The organism is Streptomyces sp. NPDC047525, from assembly GCF_040643025.1.
Classification (GTDB): domain Bacteria; phylum Actinomycetota; class Actinomycetes; order Streptomycetales; family Streptomycetaceae; genus Streptomyces; species Streptomyces durmitorensis.
Genome location: NZ_JBEYTL010000007.1, coordinates 271,578 through 288,945, shown reverse-complemented (window position 1 = coordinate 288,945; position 17,368 = coordinate 271,578). Strand labels below are relative to the sequence as shown.

Sequence of the window (17,368 nt, the reverse complement as noted above, 5' to 3'; positions counted from 1 at the left end):
GGTGAGCGAGCCCGCGTTCCGTTAGCGCACGCTCTCGCGCAGTTCCTCCGGGCAGGCGGTGCCGCGAGGCAGCTGGTAGGGGGCGCCGAGGCGGTAGACACCGGGGCCGGGAGCGAGCAGCTCGGTCCACTTGTCGCCCTCGGCGTCCTCCTCGGCCTCCATCAGGCAGCCGTTGAGGTTGTCGAACTCCTTGGGGGCGTCCTCGTCGTTCTCGCGCTGCCGCTTGGACTCCTCGGTCTCCTTCGGCCGCTCGACGCCCTTGCCGTCGGCGTCGACGAGGCTGAGCCAGGGCGAGTACGGGACGCGGATCAGGACGCGGCCCGCCTCCTTCACCTCGATCGTCATGCCGCCCGCCTCGGCGCGGTCGACGACCGCGGGCGGATCGGCGAGCGGGGTCGGGTCGGTGACCTCGTACAGCTGCCAGTTCGAGTCCACCCACACCTGCTTCAGATACGGCAGACCCCGCTCGACCAGCGCGGCCTCGCGCTTGCCCCCGTCGCCGTCGGGCTCGCCCTTGGGCAGCACGACGTAATGCACGGACCAGCGCTGGAGCCACTCGTGGTAGTTCGCGGAGTTGAGGGTGTCGTCGTAGAAGAGGGGGTTGCGCTCCATGTCCGCCTGGCGGTTCCAGCCGCGGGCGAGGTTCACGTACGGCGCGAGCGCGGATGCCTCGCGGTGGCTGCGCGCGGGCACGACCTCGACGCGGCCCTTCTCGGCGCCGACCTCCTGCAGTTCGTTGACGAGCGGCGCGAGCTCACGTGTCCAGGAGGCCTGGGGCGTCGTGTGCACTATGTCGTCGACCGCCTTGAACCCGACCCAGCCGGTGAAGGCGACGAGCGCCATGACGATCGTGTACCACTTGCGGGACTTCTTCACCGTGAACGGCAGCGCGGCAAGGAACGCGACGCCCGCGAAGGACATCGCGAGACGGCTGATGTTGGAGCCGATCTGCGAGTTGATCAGCCAGACGCCGAGCACGAAGGCCGCGTACACGGCGGTGGTGATCCGCACGGTCTTCCACTGCTTCGGCACGAGGAAGAAGACGAGGCCGGAGCAGATCAGGGGCAGTGACGCCGACCCGAACGACATCGGCTGCGTGCCGGAGAACGGGAAGAGCCACGCGGAAAGGCCCACGACGACGGCGGGCGCGAGCCCGAGCGCGTACGCGCCGGGGTAGCGCTTGCTGAGGAAGAGCGCGACGGCGACCAGGCCCACGAAGAGTCCGGCCACCGGGCTTCCCATGGTCGCGAGCGCCGCGAACGGCGCGGCGACCAGGGCCTTCGCCCACCGCTTGTACCGCCAGCGGTAGGGCCAGCAGAAGACGGCGGCGACGGCCATCAGCGCGAACATCTGACCGAGGCCGTACGTCACGCGGCCCGACACCGCGTTGCAGAACAGCGCGAAGACACCCGCGAAGGCGGGCCACAGGGGCTGCTTCACCGCACGGCTGCGGATGAGGATCATCGTGAGCAGCGCGGCGGAGACCGTACCGGCGATCATCATCGTGGTCCGGACGCCGAGCACCGACATCAGATACGGCGAGACGACGCTGTACGACACCGGGTGCATGCCGCCGTACCAGGCGAGGTTGTACGCGGAGTCGGGGTGCCGTCCGACGAACTCGGCCCAGGCGTCCTGCGCGGCGAGGTCCCCGCCGCTGTTGGCGAAGGTGAAGAACCACAGGACGTGCAGAACGGCCGCGGTGAGGGTCGTGATGGTCACGGGGTGCCGCAGGAACCGCATCCACCCGGGGGCCTCTTCGGGCGCCTCGGGGTGGGCTCGGCGCTGGGCGGGCAGCTGTATTCGCGCCCCGGTGCGGGTGCCGCCACCGGTGCCGGAATCAGGATCGGCGTCGTCGGCTCGCGTCGGCTCCGCTGTGGCCACTTGCGGCACTCCCCGTGTCGTTCTGTCCGTCCGGGGGTCGTGTCAGGGGGCCCGTCCCGGAACACCCCGTCACCAAGCCCCGGCGTACTTCCCCGAACTTGTGACGCTAGCACGCACAATCCGCAGGGAGCAGGCGTGGGCGGCGGCTCGCGCCTCCGCCCACGCCTGCGTCGTACTGCTCCTGCGTCGTGCCGCGTTGCGTTGTACTGCGTGCGTCGCGTCCGCCTCAGCCGACGCGCTTCAGCTTGGCGCCGAAGCCCGGCTCACTGAGGTCCTTCTGGAGCGCGACGGGCACCTCGACGGCGCCGTCCTTGCCGTCGCCGACGCTGAGCACGCCGACCTTGGTGCCGGCCTTCGCCGAGTGCGGGATGGTTTCCCCGCCGTCCTCGCCGAGCTTCAGCTTCACGGTCAGGCCCGACCAGCCCGCGGCGGTGACGTCCTTGGTGGCGACGACCGGGGTCGTGCCGCCAAGGCCGTCGTCGACCTCGCCGACGACATCGCCCTTCTTCACGATCTTCTTGGCGATGAGCGCTTCCTGCCCGGCCTCGATGAGCGTGCGGGTGACCTTGGTGACCTCGTCGATGTTGGCCACGCCGTTCTGCCCGTACTGGCCGAGGGCGGCACCGATGATCGTCCGGGTCTCGCCGCCGATCTTCTTCTCCGCGGCGAAGAGGATGTTGCCGCCCGCCGCGGTGGTGGTGCCGGTCTTGATGCCGATGGCGACCGTCGGGACGAGCCCGAAGAAGTTGTTCTGCTTGTCGCCGTTGAGGTCCTTGTAGCTGGGCTGGCGGGAGATCTCGTTGAAGACCGGGTCCTCCATCGCGGCCCGGCCCAGCTTCACGAGGTCCTCGGCGGTCGAGACGGTCGTCTTGTCCAGGCCGCTCGGGTCCGTGTAGTGGGTGTTCTTCATGCCGAGTTCCTTGGCCGTCTTGTTCATCTTCGCGACGAACTCGTCCTCGGAATCGCTCTTGGTGTCCCAGCGGGCGAGCAGCTTGGCGATGTTGTTCGCGGACGGCAGCATGACCGCCTGCAGCGCCTCGTACTCGCTGATCTTCTGACCCTCGGTCACCTTGACGACCGACTCGTTGTCCGCCTTGCCCGTCTCGTAGTGCTTCGCCGCCGCGGCGTCGACCGGGATGTCCGGGCCGTTGTCGCCACCCTTCTTCAGCGGGTGGTCGCGGAGGATCAGATAGACGGTCATGACCTTGGCGATGCTCGCGATCGGCACGGGCTTCTGACTGCCGCTCGTGCCGAACGTCCCGATGCCGTTGACGTCCATCGCTGCCTCACCCTGGCTCGGCCACGGCATGGACGGCTTGTCCCCCTCGAAGGAAACCGTCTCCTTCGCGGTGAGCGTGAGGGTGGGCGTCGGCAGCGGACGCACTGCCTGTACGACCGCAAAGACGACCACCATGAGCAGCACCAGCGGCGTCCAGATCTTGACCCTGCGCACGGTGGTGCGCACGCGGGTCTCCGGGGGCGGCGGGGTGTTGGTCAGCTCGGCAAGGAGGTCGAGCGGCGGCCTCGGGGGAAGAGGCTGCTGGGTGGTGCGCTCGGGTCCTACGTTGCCCTTTTCTGGCGTGGGCGCCGTTTCTGGCGTGGGCGCCTTCTCGGACGTCGCGGCACCGGCTGCGGCACCGGCTGCGGGGGCCGCCTTGGCCGGGGGCAGCGCACCGCTGGACGAGGCGTTGTCCAGGGGCTTGAGCGCGACGAACTTGCTGGTGCGCTCGGCCTCGCCTTCCGGCTTTGCGGAGGGCTTTGCGGTCGGCTTTGCAGCGGGCCTTGCCTCAGCCTTGTCCGCGGGCTTGTCATCAGCCTTGTCGGCGACCTTGGCCTCGGGCTTGGCGGCGTCCTTGGCCTCGGGCTTCTTGGCTTCCGGCTTCTTGGCCTCGGGCTTGTGGTCGCTCAGCTTGAGCATGGTCGTCGGCTGGTCGACGGCCTTCGGGGGCAGCGCCTTGAAGACGGCGGTGGCCTGATCGACTCCGCCGGAGGGGGGCTCGGGGGTCTCGTCCTCGACCTCTGCCTCGGCCTTGGTCTCGTCCTCGTCGGCGTCGGCGTCGTCCTCGGTGGAATCCGTGGAGTCGGCGGCGTCAGCGGGCTCGGAGTCCTCCGAGGCGTCGGCCTCGTCGTCAGCCGGGGCCTCGTCGGCCGCATCGCTCTCCGAAGCCGCAGCCTCGGGCTCGGGCTCGGGCTCGGCCGCGGCCGCGGCCTCAGCCTCGGAGTCGCCGTCGCCGTCGCCGTCACCGTCGTCCGCAGCCTCGGAGTCGTCGGAGGAGTCCTCCTCGTCAGCCTCGGAGTCGTCGGCGGTCGCGTCCTCGGCGGAGGCTGCGTCCTCCCCAGAGGCAGCCTCCTCGTCGGCCGCAGCCGCCTCCTGCGCGGACTTCTCGCCCTCCGCGGCCTCGGGGCCCTCCTCGTCCGCGGAGGCCACCCACGCCGCCACAGCGGCGCGCAGCCGCGCGTCGCCCTTCTCCTCGCCCTTGGGCTCGGCCTCGGCCTCGGCGGCCTCAGAGGAACCCTCGGCGGATCCCTCGGCGTCCTTGGAGCCGGAGGCCTCCGCCGCCTCAGCCACCGCCTTCGTCGAGAAGACCGCCGTCGCCTTGTCCTGCCGCACCTCGTCGCGCACCTCGTCGCGCGTCTCCTCGCGCGCCGCGGGGACCTCGCGGGCCACCGCAAGACGCGGGTCGCGTTCCTCCGGCGCCGGCACGGACGGTTCTGACCCAGTCGGTTTCCCCGACGACTTCCGCTGCTTCGACCTGTCGGGGGTCTCGCCCGCCACCGATGCCTCCTCGTACGCCATGCCGCTCGCGTTGCCGTTGCGCCAAAACATGGCCGGACCCACTGTCCGAACCATGTACCAGTGTCCTGTGTGGGGGCTTAACCCCCGTGGTAGACGAGAACGACATACCTACTGGTTCCCGTACTTACCGGTCACGCACTCTCGACAGACCAATGTGAGAGGGGTCACCCTGTCATTCATCCACGCGGGGAGGCATGGATGGGCAAGAGCCGCAGAACGATTCCGGAGGAGCTTCTGCTGCTCGCTTTGGACCCGGCCACGGGTACCACAGCGCAGCCGCAGTCGCTCGACCTCGGTCTGGCCGGAGCACAGCTAGTGGAGCTGGCGCTGGCCGGACGGATAGCCCCAGACGGGGATCGTATCGCCGTGGTGATGCCACGGCCGACCGGAGATCCGACTCTGGACTCCGCACTGGAACTGCTGCGCAGGCGCGGCAGCCCGGTTCGGGCAGTCCACTGGATTGGCGGGCCCCGACTGGGGCTGCGCCAGATTTACCTCGCGCACCTGGAGCGGTGCGGCATGGTGCATGCCGTATCGGGCCAGATGTGCGGAGTACTGCCGACGACTCGCTATCAAGCGACGGACACGGCAATCAGCCGGGACATCAGGTCCCGACTGGACAGTGCGATCCGCACCGGCGTACCTCCGGACCCGCGGACCGCGGCGCTCGCCGCGCTCGCTCACGCAGTGGGACTCGGCAAGCACCTCTACCCCGGCAACGAGGGGCGTTCATCGCGCTCCCGTCTCCGGGACCTGATCAGGCACGACCCGATGGGCGGCCTCGTGGCGCACGCCGTGATGGACGTCCAGAACGGTGTGGCCGCTCAGCCACGCCGCAGCCCGGCCCCAGCGGGACCGGGTGGACCGGGTGTGCCTGGTGGACCGGGCGGTGGCCGACAGCCGGCCAGGACCGCGCCGGAACCCGGCGGGGTTCCGATGCAGCCGCGCCGCGGGTCCATGGCACGTGCCGTGGCCCACTGAGCCGGTCGGAATGGTCGGACGCACCGCAGCAAGAGACTCACCGCAGCAACCGCAGTAAAGACTCACCGCAGTACCGGCAACAGCACCGCCGCACCGCAGTCCCCCAGACCCGGTTCGGGAGCCGCTGGGCCGCGCGGGGCACTGGCACCGGAACGTCCGGACGACGACACCGGTACCTCCGCCCCGCGCGGCCGCACATTCATTCCGGCACCGCGCGGCCGGGCCGCACCCCTCACACCAGTCCTCACGTCCGTCTTCGTGTCGCATTGCGGTTCGCACCGCACATCGGCTGTTTCCCAGCGGTGCGCGACACGTTGGTGGCACTCTGCTGAACAGCAGATACGCAAAGTAGAGGCATGTAGTCGGAGGTGCACGTCCGTGGCGTCCAGTGTCAATCCCACCGTCAGGCGACGCCGGTTGGGCCAGGAGCTCCGCAGGCTCCGTGAGCTCAAGGGCATGACGGCCGAGGAGGTCGCCGAGCGCCTGCTGGTCTCGCAGTCGAAGATCAGCCGCCTCGAGAACGGCCGCCGTTCGATCAGCCAGCGCGATGTACGCGACCTCTGCGGGGTCTACGAGGTCGAGGACCACCGCATCGTCGACTCGCTCATGCAAATGGCCAAGGACTCGCGCCAGCAGGGCTGGTGGCACTCCTTCGGCGACATCCCGTACAGCGTCTACATCGGCCTGGAGACGGACGCGGCATCCCTGCGCGTGTACGACCCGCAGGTCGTCCCCGGCCTGCTCCAGACCCGTCCGTACGCGGAGGCGCTCATCACCGGCGCGCTGCCGGAGACCACGCCGACCGACATCGAGAAGCGCGTCCAGGTCCGCGTCCGCCGTCAGGAGCGCATCAGCGCCCCGGAGAATCCGCTGCGTCTGTGGACCGTCCTGGACGAGTCCGCGCTGCGCCGCGTGGTCGGCTCCCGGCATCTCATGCGCGACCAGCTGGAGCATCTCGTGGAGCAGTCCCAACTGCCGCACGTGACCGTCCAGGTGATTCCCTTCGAGATGGGCGCGCACCCCGGCCTCAACGGCCAGTACGCGATTCTCGAGTTCCCGGACGCCGCGGATTCCAGCGTGGTCTACATCGAGGGCGTCACGAGCGATCTCTATCTGGAGAAAGCGAACGACGTCCAGCAGTACAGCGTGATGTACGAGCATCTGCGGGCACAGGCCCTGAACGTGGATCAATCACGCCAACTCATCGCAGACATCGCGAAAGAGTACGCACGCTAGATCACACACCGCGTATACGACCGCCCTGCACGGGGAAAGCGCCGCACGGTACACCTTGGCCTCGGCGAGGCGGAAGACCCCAATGGAATATGCCATCCGGTCGAGTGAACGCTCTCTTCACTCGGCGATGTTGGCGAGTAGCGTCATTCACGCCATCAAGCAACACCTGTTGGCGCAGCCGCACTTGGCGGTGACCGCAACTCAACAACTGGGCAAACCGGAGTAACCATGGCAATTCATCAGGGCGCTACGAATACGTGGGTCAAGTCCTCGTATTCCACGGGAAACGGCGCATGTGTCGAGGTCAAGTCCCCGATTTCTACGGCAATTTCGGTCCGGGACTCAAAGGTCACCGAGGGCCCCGTCCTCGCCTTTCCCTCCGACTCATGGCGCGCGTTCGTCTCCGAGGTCGGCCGGGAGACCACACACCTCGGCTGATAGGCGACCCCTCGCGCAACAGCACTTCAGGATCAGCGAGAGATCAACAACCGCATAAGCAGAACCGATTGAGCCCTCTCGACTGGCCCGCCGTCCCGGCCGAGGGGGCTCGGCCTATCTATCGGAGCTGTCTACCGGAGCTATCTACCGGAGCTGATCGACGTACATGTCCGTTCCCGGCACCGTGGGAATGAAGGGCGCCACCAGCTCCACCCTCCCCATCCCCGACTCCGCCACCGCGTCCGCCCGCCCGGCGAAGTGCTCCTGCCAGCACTCCCGCGGATCGGCCTGCAAGAACCAGAGCAGAGTCAGCCGCGTGTCGACTCCCTCGACCTGCTTCACGTACGTCATCCGGTCCCCCGGCAGCGGGGTCGGCCGGAAGATGGTCACCATCGCGGCGGGCGACCCGGCCAGAGCGCGCGGCAGGTGCTTGGCGCGCAGCCACTCCAGGAGCTCCTCCCGCTGCTCGCCCGATTCGGCGTCGATGACTTCGAGCACCAGGCCCTGGTAGGGGTGGTCGAGCGCGTGGAAGTCGCGGGGGCCTGCCGCCCCGTCCCGGTAGACGGTGGCCTCGTGGTCCTGGAAGGCCGTGAACACGTGTGTGCGGTCCTGGTAGACGCGGCCGTCGCGGTTGAGGCGCTTGTTGATGCCGACGGTCCACTTCATGTGCTCGTCGTAGCGGCCCTCGGTGACCCAGTACGTGGAGAGGTAGCAGCCCGCGGTCAGGGGCTCGGCGACCGCCGACTTCTCGGGCAGGCGCAGGAGTTGGAGCTCTCGGGGTGCGACCCAGCGGCGGCCCGCGTACATCCAGGGCATCGCCATCGCGCCGGCGTAGTAGTGGTCGTCCTCGTACCAGCGGTTGTAGGCGTACTCATGACCCGGATGCGGCTCGACCATGGTGATCAGGGCGTGGCCCGGGTGGACGCCGTAGGGCCCGACGGCGGCCAGTTCGCCGTACACCTCGCTGCGGGTGCCGTCGCGCGTGTCGTCGCGGGCGCTCCCGCGGGTGTCCTCGCTCATCCCTCTCCCCTTCCTCCCTCTTCCTTCCTCCGGTGGACGCCCATACTCTGACGCCCCGTCAGCAAAACTGCCAGAGCCGGGAGGCGCTCCATGCCGTCGCTCCTCGAAGGAAAGACCGTCGTCGTCTCGGGGGTCGGTACCGGTCTCGGCCATCAGGTGGCGGCCGCCGTCGTACGTGACGGGGGCCGGGCCGTCCTCGGGGCGCGCACGGAGGCGAACCTCGCGAAGTCGGCAGCGGAGATCGACCCCGAGGGCACGCGGACGGCGTACCGCGCGACCGACATCACCGACGAGACCCAGTGCGAGGCCCTGGCCCAGCTGGCGCGCGAGCGCTTCGGCGGGATCGACGCGGTGGTCCATGTGGCCGCCTGGGACAGCTACTTCGGGGGCGTGCGGGACGCGGACTTCGCGACCTGGCAGCAGGTGATCGACGTGAACCTCCTCGGCACGCTGCGGATGACGCGGGCCTGCCTGCCCGCACTCAAGGAGCGGGGCGGCGGCTCGGTGGTGTTCATCGGCACGCAGTCGGCCATCGCCTCGCCCTCGCAGGTGCGGCAGGCGGCATACGCGGCGTCGAAGGGCGCGCTGACGTCGGCGATGTACTCGCTCGCGCACGAGGTGGGGCCCGACCGGATCCGGGTCAACACGGTGCTGCCCGGCTGGATGTGGGGCCCGCCGGTCGAGGCGTACGTCCAGTTCACCGCGCACACCGAAGGGGTGCCGGAGGAGGAGGTGCGCGGGCGGCTCGCGGGGCGGATGGCGCTGCCCGAGCTGGCCACGGACGGGGACGTGGCGGATGCGGCGGTGTTCCTCGCTTCGGACCGGGCGCGGGCCATCACCGGCCAGTCGCTCCTGGTGAACGCGGGAGAGCTGATGCGATAGGTGTCGATGCGGCAGGTGTCGCGCCCGGCGAACGGACAGCGGCTGTACGGGACTTGGGTCCCGTACAGCCGCTTTTGTGTGCCGGCAGAAGCCTTGCCGGAAGATCACTCAGGATCAAGCATGTGAACACAGGTCAGCAAACAGAACGATTTTACTCCCTCTTGACCTCACGAGCGGTTGTCCGCGGCGTCCGCGCGAACCCACCATGAGCGGGCACTTCAAGGCCGCCCACGTCCCGTATGTCACGAAACTGGCGAAGTGCACGGCATTTCAGCGCAGTTCACAAGGCGGACCCCTGGAGGGGGCACATGAACAGTCTCGACTGGGCCGTGCTCATCGGCTACTTCGGCGTCATGGTCGCGATCGGCATCTGGTCCCACAAACGCGTGGACAATGTGAGCGACTTCTTCACCGCGGGCGGCAAGATGCCCTGGTGGCTGTCCGGCATCTCGCACCACATGTCCGGCTACAGCGCGGTGATGTTCACCGGGTACGCGGGCATCGCGTACACCTACGGCGTCACGTCCTTCATCACCTGGTCGTTCCCGATCGCGCTCGGCATCGCCATCGGCTCGAAGCTATTCGCTCCCCGCATCAACCGGCTGCGCTCACGGCTGCACGTGGCCTCGCCGCTGGAATACCTCAAGAACCGCTACAACCTGAAGACCCAGCAGGCGCTCGCCTGGTCCGGAATGCTCCTGAAGATCGTGGACGTGGCCGCCAAGTGGGCCGCCATCTCCACGCTGCTCTCCGTCTTCACCGGCATCTCGATCAACCAGGGCATCCTGATCACCGGCGTGATCACCGCCATCTACTGCACCATCGGCGGCCTGTGGGCCGACGCGCTCACCGAGCTCGGCCAGTTCATCATCCAACTCCTTGCCGGTGTCGCGATGTTCGTGGCCGTGGTGGCCAAGCTCGGCGAGCACGGCGGCTTCTTCGGCGTCTGGGACGAGCCCGAACTGGCGGGCCACGGAAAGCCGTTGGTGGGGCCCTACGGCACGATCTTCCTGCTGGCGTTCCTCTTCATCAAGCTCTTCGAGTACAACGGCGGCATGCTCAACCAGGCCCAGCGCTACATGGCCACGTCGAGCCCCCGCGAGGCGACGCGCTCGGCCCGGCTCTCGGCGATCCTGTGGCTGGTCTGGCCGGTCGTCCTCTTCTTCCCCATGTGGATGTCCCCGCTCCTGGTGGACGCGCAGAAGCCCGACGGCTCGGACTCGTACGCCCTGATGACCGAACAGCTGCTGCCGCACGGCCTGTTGGGCCTGGTCATCGTCGGTTTCTTCTCGCACACGATGGCCATGTGCTCCTCGGACGCGAACGCGATCGCGGCGGTCTTCACCCGGGACGTGGCACCGGTGGTGTCCAAGGCGGCCAGGAGCTGGAACGACCGCAAGGGCCTCATCGCGGCCCGCCTCACGACGGTGGTCTTCCTGGGCCTCTCCATGGCGGTGGCCACGCAGGTCAACTCCCCCGCGTTCAAGGACATCATCACCGTCGTCATCAAGTGGGTGGCAGGGCTCATGGGCCCGATCGCGATCCCGATGATGCTGGGTCTGCTGCGCACGTTCCGCAAGTCGGGACCGACCGCGGCGCTGACCAGCTGGTCGATGGGTCTGCTGGCCTTCTGGCTGGTCAACTACCCGATCAACTGGAACGTCGAGGGCGGGGTGCCGCTGGAGTACCAGGTCTCGATCCCGCTGGCGGTCTCACTCATCCTCTACATCCTGGTCGGTTACCTGAAGCCGGAGGACACTCCGGAGCGGGACGCGATCATCGAGAAGATCAATACGGATGACTCCGCCGGTGGAGCAGTGATTCCGCCCCCGGCAGAGGAGGTCGACGAAGTAGTCACCCCGCAGGGCCGGTTGCCGTAGATCACCGGCTTCGCCGAGTTCGTCCTCAAACGCCGGACGGGCTGAGAGATCCCGCGGGACAGGGGGAGATCTTTCAGCCCGTCCTGTGTCTTGGGAAACCCCTCACGCCCGCGGATACCGCGCCAGCCACCCCGGCGAGGAGACCGCGGGCCCGTGCAGCGCGGGCCCCTGCGTCATCTCCATCGCGAAGTCGTCCGCAAGCTCGAGGATCGTCGCGCGGCCCTCCAGCTCGGTCAGCCAGCCCGGAGGCAACGCGGTCTCTCCGTGCAGCGCGCCGAGCAGCGCCCCGCACAGGCCTCCCGCGGCGGCGGACGCGCCCCCGTGATTGACGGCGAGACGCAGCCCGTGCCGGATGTCCTCGCCCACGAGGGCGCAGTACACGGCGGCGGCAAGCGCGCCCTCGGCTCCCCCGTCCCCCATCAGCTCCTCCACCCGGGAGGGCGTGGGCATCCCCTGCCGCACGGCCCCCAGCGCGTGCTTCAGCGCATCGGTGACGGGCTGATGGCCGGGCCGGGCGGCGAGCAGCGCGAGCGCCCGCTGGATGGCCCCGTCCAAGGACTCGCCCCGGGCGAGACCGTGCACGAGGATCGTGTGCGCGCCGGCCGCGAGGTAGGCGGTGGGATGGCCGTGCGTCTGCACCGCGCACTCCACGGCCAGCTGAAGCACGAGCTGCGGCTCCCACCCGACCAGAAGCCCGAAGGGGGCGGACCGCGTCACGGCCTCGGCCCCCCGCTCGTCCGGATTCTTGGGAGCCTCCAGGGTCCCCATGGTGTCGTCCCCGAGCCCGACCAGACAGGCACGGGCGGGCGACCGCCGTGAGTAGAGCCACTCCTCGCGGGCCAGCCACCCGTCTTCCTTGCGCCGCTCGTCGGGCCCCCAGTCGCTCTGGGTGGCCGCCCAGCGGCGATAGGCGCGGTGCAGGTCGGTGGGCGGATGCCAGGCGCCGGTGTCGCGCCGCACCTGGGCGCGTATGAGTCCGTCGACGGTGAAGAGGGTGAGCTGCGTGGCCGCGGTGACGGCTCCGCGCCTGCCGTGAGCGGGGGCGGGCTCGGTCAGCCCTTCGGCGCCGTGAGCCTCCCGTATCCCGTCGAGGCTCAGCTCATCGACGGGCGCGCCGAGCGCGTCCCCGACGGCGGCTCCGAGCAACGTGCCGCGAACCCGGCTGCGGAAGTCCTGCTGCTCGGCACGTCCCCAGACTCCGGTGGCTGCTGCGGTGCTCACGGCACCTCCTCTCCCTGCTCTCGCCGCGCACCCTCTGCGCACGTTCTGCGCAGCACTGTAATCGACCAGGAACGGTCGGTTCAGGGTCGATGCGATATCTAAGGAGTCGCCCTTCAGATCACTTTTGACCGGCCTTCACCAGGGCTTTTCATTGCGGGAGAGGACGGAACGGGAAGGGCCGGAACCCTGATGTGAAACGCTGCCGCGATGCGCAAGCCCAAGCCCCGCGTCGCGTTGATATCCCTGGCCGCAGCCATCACCGTCTCGGCCGTCGCCACGGTCGTCCTGGAGACCTCGGCCTTCCCCGCCAGGGACGACCCGAAGGCCAAGGAAGCGTATGACCAGGGCTATGCGTGGGTGAAGGCCCGTACCGAGCCGGAACCTGACCCGGCGACGTCGCCCGCCCCCAGCCCCAGTCCGACTGCGGCCCCCACGCCCTCGCCCTCGCCCTCGACGAAACAGCCCTACCCTCTCCAATCCCCAAGCCTCACAACCGAGATACCCACGGACACGATCACGTTGAGAGCACGCACGGTCGGCGAGGCCGGTGAAGCGGACTACCGGGAGATCTGCCACAGCTACGTCTCGACACCCGAGTACACGGGCGCCCTTCCCGCGAAGTACCGGAGCGACTGGGTACGCGGCTGCCAGGCTGCCCTGACGCGCAAGGCCGAGGGCGGACCGCGCACCAAGTGACGGGACGGCGCGAACTCCTTTAGTTCAAGGCGGAGTTGCCAGGTAGACCGCTGCGCCGTCCGCCGCGCCCTCCCGGTCCCGGGCCTGTGGCACGAGGGGAACTCCAGGGTCTGTAACGGAAATGTCCGGGCGTCGTAACGATGAACCTGCGGTGTACAACCGATTGCCCAAGGCGCCTGTCTCCTCTGGTGTCACAGTGAATTCCCCACAGGAGGACCAGTGCGCCGTTCCCTTATGGCAGCCGTCGCGGTTGCCGCGCTCGCGACCCCGTTCGCCGTCGTCGCCACGGCGGGTTCCGCCGCCGCCGCGCCCGCCGCAGCCGCGGCGAGCAAGCCGGTGACCGACTTCAACCACGACGGATATGCCGACCTCGCCGTCTCCGCGTACCGCGGCGCCGTCGACGGCAAGGCCGGCGCGGGCTACGTCTCGATCGTGTACGGCTCGGCGTCCGGCGCCGACACCGCGCACGCCAAGCAGATCAACCGCACCACCGCCGGCGTACCCGGCGACCCCGAGGTGGACGGCGGCTTCGGTGCCAGCACCGAGGCAGCCGACCTGGACGGCGACGGATACACCGACCTCACCGTGAACAACGGCTCCAAGGACGTCGTGATCTGGGGCTCCGCGAACGGCCTGACCCAGGGCAGCGAGCTGCCGGGCGAGTACGTGCAGACGCTGAAGTCCGGCGACTTCAACGGCGACGGCAAGGCCGACCTCGTCGCCAACTCCTCGTCCACCCTTGAGGTGCGCTACGGCCCGTTCACCCGCGACGGGAAGCCCGCCTCCACCTCCTCCGTCGAGAACGGCGACGACGGCCCCAAGGAGCTCATGGTGGGCGACGTGACCGGTGACGGCGCCGACGACCTCGTCACCAGCCACGACTTCGAGGAGATGCAGTACTCCTCGCGCCTGTGGAAGGGCAGCAAGGACGGCCTCGCCAAGACGTCGACGGCGACCAAGAAGTTCACGACGAACGGCGTCATCGCCGACGTCGACAAGGACGGCTACGGCGACCTGGTCGCCCGCGAGGTCGACGAGGTCTCCGAGACCCAGGTCTACGACGCGGGCGCCGTCCGGGTCATCTACGGCTCCGCGTCCGGCTTCTCCAGCCGCACCGCGAAGATCGACCAGGACACCGCGGGCGTCCCCGGCGCCAGCGAGGCGGCGGAGATCAACGGCCCCGAGCGGGGCGACCAGTTCGGCTACTCCGTGACCGCGGGCGACGTCACCGGTGACGGCTACGCGGACATCGTTGTCGGCGTGCCCGGCGAGAACCTCGGCAACGTCGCGGACACCGGCGCGGTCGTCCTGCTCAAGGGCGGCGCGAACGGTCTGACCGGCACCGGCGCCCAGGCGTTCAACCAGGACACGGCAGCCGTCCCCGGCGTCTCGGAGAAGGGCGACAACTTCGGTGAGGAGGTCAAGCTCTCCGACGTGAACAAGGACGGCCTCGCCGACCTGACCGTGGGCGTGCCCCAGGAGGACGGCACCACCAAGGACTCGGGCGCCGCCTGGCTGTTCCGTGGCACCAAGACGGGCCTGACGACGACCGGCATCACGTCGTTCAGCCCGTCCTCGCTCGGCACCCCGGAGGCGGGGGCCCGCTTCGGCGGCGAGCTCGCCTGACCCGGCCGTCGGGCGGACTCGCCCGACGGCCCCGCCCCCGCCGGGCTGACCTTTCCCCCGAGTCAGTCCAGGACGGGAAGCAGCTCCGGGAGGTGGCCGTCCGAAGCGGCGGCCGCCTCCTGGCGCTCCAGAGACACCTCTCCGTACAGCGTCGTCCGTGGTTTCGCCGGACGTCCGGCCTCCTCCGCGATCGCGACGAGGTCCTTGACCGAGCGGTACGAGCCGTAACTGGAGCCCGCCATCCGGGAGATGGTCTCCTCCATCAGCGTCCCGCCCAGGTCGTTCGCGCCCGAGCGCAGCATCTCCGCCGCACCCTCCGTGCCCAGCTTCACCCAGCTGGTCTGGATGTTCGGGATGTGGGGGTGGAGCAGGAGCCGCGCCATCGCGACCACCGCGCGGTTGTCGCGGGTCGTCGGTCCTGGGCGCGCGATGCCCGCCAGATACACCGGCGCGTTCGTGTGGATGAAGGGCAGCGTCACGAACTCCGTGAAGCCCTCCACCCCCTTGGCCAGCGCCTCCTGCTGGATCGCGGCCAGCGTGCGGAAGTGCCCGAGCCAGTGCCGTGGCTGGTCCACATGCCCGTACATCATCGTGGACGACGAGCGGATGCCCAGCTCGTGGGCCGTCTTGACCACCTCGATCCACGTCGCCGTCGGCAGCTTGCCCTTGGTCAGGACCCACCGCACCTCGTCGTCGAGGATCTCCGCGGCCGTGCCGGGGATCGAGTCCAGGCCCGCGTCCTTCGCGGCGCTGAGCCAGTCCCGTATCGAAAGACCCGTGCGCGTCGCGCCGTTCACGACCTCCATCGGCGAGAACGCGTGCACATGCATGCCCGGCACGCGCTCCTTCACCGCCCGCGCGATGTCGAAGTAGGCGGTGCCCGGCAGGTCCGGGTGGATGCCGCCCTGCATGCACACCTCGGTGGCGCCCACCTCCCACGCCTGCGCGGCCCGGTCCGCGACCTGGTCCAGGGAGAGCGTGTACGCGTCGGCGTCCGTGCGGCGCTGGGCGAACGCGCAGAAGCGGCAGCCGGTGTAACAGACGTTCGTGAAGTTGATGTTGCGCGTGACGATGTACGTGACGTCGTCGCCGACCATCGACTTGCGTACGTCGTCCGCGATGCCGCACAGCGCGTCGAGCGCGGGCCCGTCCGCGTGCAGCAGGGCAAGGGCCTGCTCGTCCGTCAGGCGCGTCGGGTCGTCGGCGGCCGTCTTCAGGGCCGCGCGCACGTCGCCGTCGATGCGCGAGGGGACCATGCCGGGCGCGGCCTGCTCGCGCAGGGCCTCCCAGTCGCCGTACACCTCGTCGAAGTCGTCGCGGCGGTCGGACGTGCGCCCGGTCGTGTCGATCGTGCGGTGCAGGTCCGTGCGGCCGGACGAGGCGACGTACCCCTCGTCCGGTTCCTGCCAGGGCAGTCCGCCCGGCCGTGCGTCCTCGTTCGCCAGGCCCGTCTCCGGGTCGACGAGCGCGCGCACGTGCGGCAGCAGGCGCGGGTCGAGCCAGGGCTCGCCGCGCTCGATGAACTCCGGGTAGATCGTGAGCCGTTCACGCAGCGTGAAGCCCGCTTCGGCGGTCTTCTGGGCCAGCTCGTCGATGTGCGGCCAGGGGCGCTCGGGGTTCACGTGGTCGGGCGTGAGGGGCGATACGCCGCCCCAGTCGTCGATGCCCGCGCCGATCAGGAGCGCGTACTCGGCGTCCACCAGGTTCGGCGGCGCCTGGATGCGGGCGCTCGGGCCGAGGATGTGCCGGGCCACCGCGATGCACGCGGCGAGCTCCTCCAGCTCGGCGTCGGGCATGCCGCGCATGGCCGTGTCCGGCTTGGCGCGGAAGTTCTGCACGATGACTTCCTGGATGCCGTGGTACGAACGCTGCGTCGAGCGCAGCCGGAAGAGGGCATCCGCCCGCTCCTCGTACGTCTCGCCGATCCCGATCAGGACCCCGGTGGTGAAGGGGACGTTCGAGCGCCCCGCGTCCTCCAGGACCCGCAGCCTGACCGCGGGCTCCTTGTCGGGCGACCCGTGGTGCGGACCGCCCGGCTCGCTCCACAGCCGCGTCGCCGTCGTCTCCAGCATCATGCCCATGGACGGCGCGACGGGCTTGAGCCGCTGCAGGTCGGTCCACGTCATGACGCCGGGGTTGAGGTGCGGGAGCAGACCCGTCTCCTCAAGGACCTTGATCGCCATCGCGCGGACGTAGGCGAGCGTGTCGTCGTAGCCCTCCGCCTCCAGCCACTCGCGCGCCTCGGGCCAGCGGTCCTCGGGCCGGTCGCCGAGCGTGAACAGGGCTTCCTTGCAGCCCATTTCCGCCCCGCGCCGTGCGATGTCGACGACCTCGTCCGGCGAGAGGAACATCCCGTGCCCCTCGCGCCGCAGCTTGCCGGGGACGGTCACGAAGGTGCAGTAGTGGCACTTGTCCCGGCACAGCCGGGTCAGCGGGATGAAGACCTTCTTCGAGTACGTGATGACACCGGGCCGCCCCACCGCCGCGAGCCCCGCGTCCCGCACCCGCGCGGCGGACGTGGCGAGGTCCTTCAGGTCGTCGCCGCGCGCCTGGAGCAGCACGGCGGCTTCGGCGGTGTCGAGCGCGACGCCGTCCCTGGCGCGTTTGAGGGCGCGGCGCATGGCGTTGGCGGTGGGTCGGGCCGGCGCGGGGGCCGACTCCTGATGGCCTGGGTCCTGCGGCGCGCTGTTGGTCATGCGTCCGAGCA

The 17,368-nt window shown here is 69.5% G+C and carries 12 protein-coding genes; 7 read left to right on the top strand and 5 right to left on the bottom strand.

The window, feature by feature from the left end:
• Positions 1–21 precede the first annotated feature (21 nt).
• Together ABZ833_RS22235 and ABZ833_RS22230 are read right to left on the bottom strand one after the other, a co-directional pair.
• Complete coding sequence (locus ABZ833_RS22235; protein ID WP_361049200.1) at positions 22–1,884, bottom strand: MFS transporter; 1,863 nt, start codon at positions 1,882–1,884, stop codon at positions 22–24.
• A gap of 226 nt (positions 1,885–2,110) precedes the next feature.
• Positions 2,111–4,711: a D-alanyl-D-alanine carboxypeptidase gene (locus ABZ833_RS22230; RefSeq protein WP_361049198.1), complete on the bottom strand. Its 2,601-nt coding sequence runs from the start codon at positions 4,709–4,711 to the stop codon at positions 2,111–2,113.
• 168 nt (positions 4,712–4,879) lie between these two features.
• Here ABZ833_RS22230 and ABZ833_RS22225 point away from each other — a divergent pair, with 168 nt between their 5' ends.
• The 3 genes from ABZ833_RS22225 (at position 4,880) to ABZ833_RS22215 (ending at position 7,336) form a co-directional block, all read left to right on the top strand.
• Positions 4,880–5,662: a GPP34 family phosphoprotein gene (locus ABZ833_RS22225; protein WP_361049196.1), complete on the top strand. Its 783-nt coding sequence runs from the start codon at positions 4,880–4,882 to the stop codon at positions 5,660–5,662.
• A gap of 378 nt (positions 5,663–6,040) precedes the next feature.
• Positions 6,041–6,898: a helix-turn-helix transcriptional regulator gene (locus tag ABZ833_RS22220; RefSeq protein ID WP_249589348.1), complete on the top strand. Its 858-nt coding sequence runs from the start codon at positions 6,041–6,043 to the stop codon at positions 6,896–6,898.
• Positions 6,899–7,126: 228 nt separating this feature from the next.
• Complete coding sequence (locus tag ABZ833_RS22215) at positions 7,127–7,336, top strand: DUF397 domain-containing protein (protein ID WP_249589347.1); 210 nt, start codon at positions 7,127–7,129, stop codon at positions 7,334–7,336.
• A gap of 144 nt (positions 7,337–7,480) precedes the next feature.
• Here the strand turns inward: ABZ833_RS22215 and ABZ833_RS22210 are convergent, their stop codons facing one another.
• Positions 7,481–8,356, bottom strand: coding sequence for a hypothetical protein (locus ABZ833_RS22210; protein ID WP_361049194.1), 876 nt, complete (start codon positions 8,354–8,356; stop codon positions 7,481–7,483).
• Between the two features lie 90 nt (positions 8,357–8,446).
• Between ABZ833_RS22210 and ABZ833_RS22205 the strand changes: the two genes are divergently transcribed.
• The gene (locus ABZ833_RS22205; RefSeq protein ID WP_361049192.1) at positions 8,447–9,238 is read left to right on the top strand and encodes an SDR family oxidoreductase; all 792 of its coding nucleotides are present in this window, start codon (positions 8,447–8,449) and stop codon (positions 9,236–9,238) included.
• Positions 9,239–9,546: 308 nt separating this feature from the next.
• Positions 9,547–11,118, top strand: a complete 1,572-nt coding sequence (locus tag ABZ833_RS22200) for a sodium:solute symporter family protein (RefSeq protein ID WP_361049190.1) — start codon at positions 9,547–9,549, stop codon at positions 11,116–11,118.
• Positions 11,119–11,220: 102 nt separating this feature from the next.
• On the opposite strand, the gene ABZ833_RS22195 is transcribed toward ABZ833_RS22200, so the two are convergent.
• Positions 11,221–12,339: an ADP-ribosylglycohydrolase family protein gene (locus ABZ833_RS22195; RefSeq protein ID WP_249589343.1), complete on the bottom strand. Its 1,119-nt coding sequence runs from the start codon at positions 12,337–12,339 to the stop codon at positions 11,221–11,223.
• 207 nt (positions 12,340–12,546) lie between these two features.
• On the opposite strand from ABZ833_RS22195, the gene ABZ833_RS22190 reads away from it, so the two are divergent.
• Together ABZ833_RS22190 and ABZ833_RS22185 are read left to right on the top strand one after the other, a co-directional pair.
• A complete protein-coding gene (locus ABZ833_RS22190) occupies positions 12,547–13,035 on the top strand; it encodes a hypothetical protein (protein ID WP_361049188.1) in 489 nt (162 codons plus the stop codon).
• Positions 13,036–13,254: 219 nt separating this feature from the next.
• Entirely contained in the window at positions 13,255–14,661 is a 1,407-nt protein-coding gene (locus tag ABZ833_RS22185) for an FG-GAP-like repeat-containing protein (protein WP_361049186.1), read from the top strand.
• Positions 14,662–14,723: 62 nt separating this feature from the next.
• Here the strand turns inward: ABZ833_RS22185 and ABZ833_RS22180 are convergent, their stop codons facing one another.
• Positions 14,724–17,357 carry a bifunctional FO biosynthesis protein CofGH gene (locus tag ABZ833_RS22180; RefSeq protein ID WP_361049184.1) on the bottom strand — a complete coding sequence of 878 codons (2,634 nt, stop codon included), beginning with the start codon at positions 17,355–17,357 and terminating at the stop codon, positions 14,724–14,726.
• Positions 17,358–17,368: the final 11 nt, after the last annotated feature.

Bases quoted from the DNA above. Each gene is read 5' to 3' on its own strand.
- ABZ833_RS22230 (WP_361049198.1), bottom strand. From the start codon at position 4,711: ATGTTTTGGCGCAACGGCAACGCGAGCGGCATGGCGTACGAGGAGGCA.
- ABZ833_RS22225 (WP_361049196.1), top strand. From the start codon at position 4,880: ATGGGCAAGAGCCGCAGAACGATTCCGGAGGAGCTTCTGCTGCTCGCT.
- ABZ833_RS22215 (WP_249589347.1), top strand. From the start codon at position 7,127: ATGGCAATTCATCAGGGCGCTACGAATACGTGGGTCAAGTCCTCGTAT.
- ABZ833_RS22210 (WP_361049194.1), bottom strand. From the start codon at position 8,356: ATGAGCGAGGACACCCGCGGGAGCGCCCGCGACGACACGCGCGACGGC.
- ABZ833_RS22205 (WP_361049192.1), top strand. From the start codon at position 8,447: ATGCCGTCGCTCCTCGAAGGAAAGACCGTCGTCGTCTCGGGGGTCGGT.
- ABZ833_RS22200 (WP_361049190.1), top strand. From the start codon at position 9,547: ATGAACAGTCTCGACTGGGCCGTGCTCATCGGCTACTTCGGCGTCATG.
- ABZ833_RS22190 (WP_361049188.1), top strand. From the start codon at position 12,547: ATGCGCAAGCCCAAGCCCCGCGTCGCGTTGATATCCCTGGCCGCAGCC.
- ABZ833_RS22180 (WP_361049184.1), bottom strand. From the start codon at position 17,357: ATGACCAACAGCGCGCCGCAGGACCCAGGCCATCAGGAGTCGGCCCCC.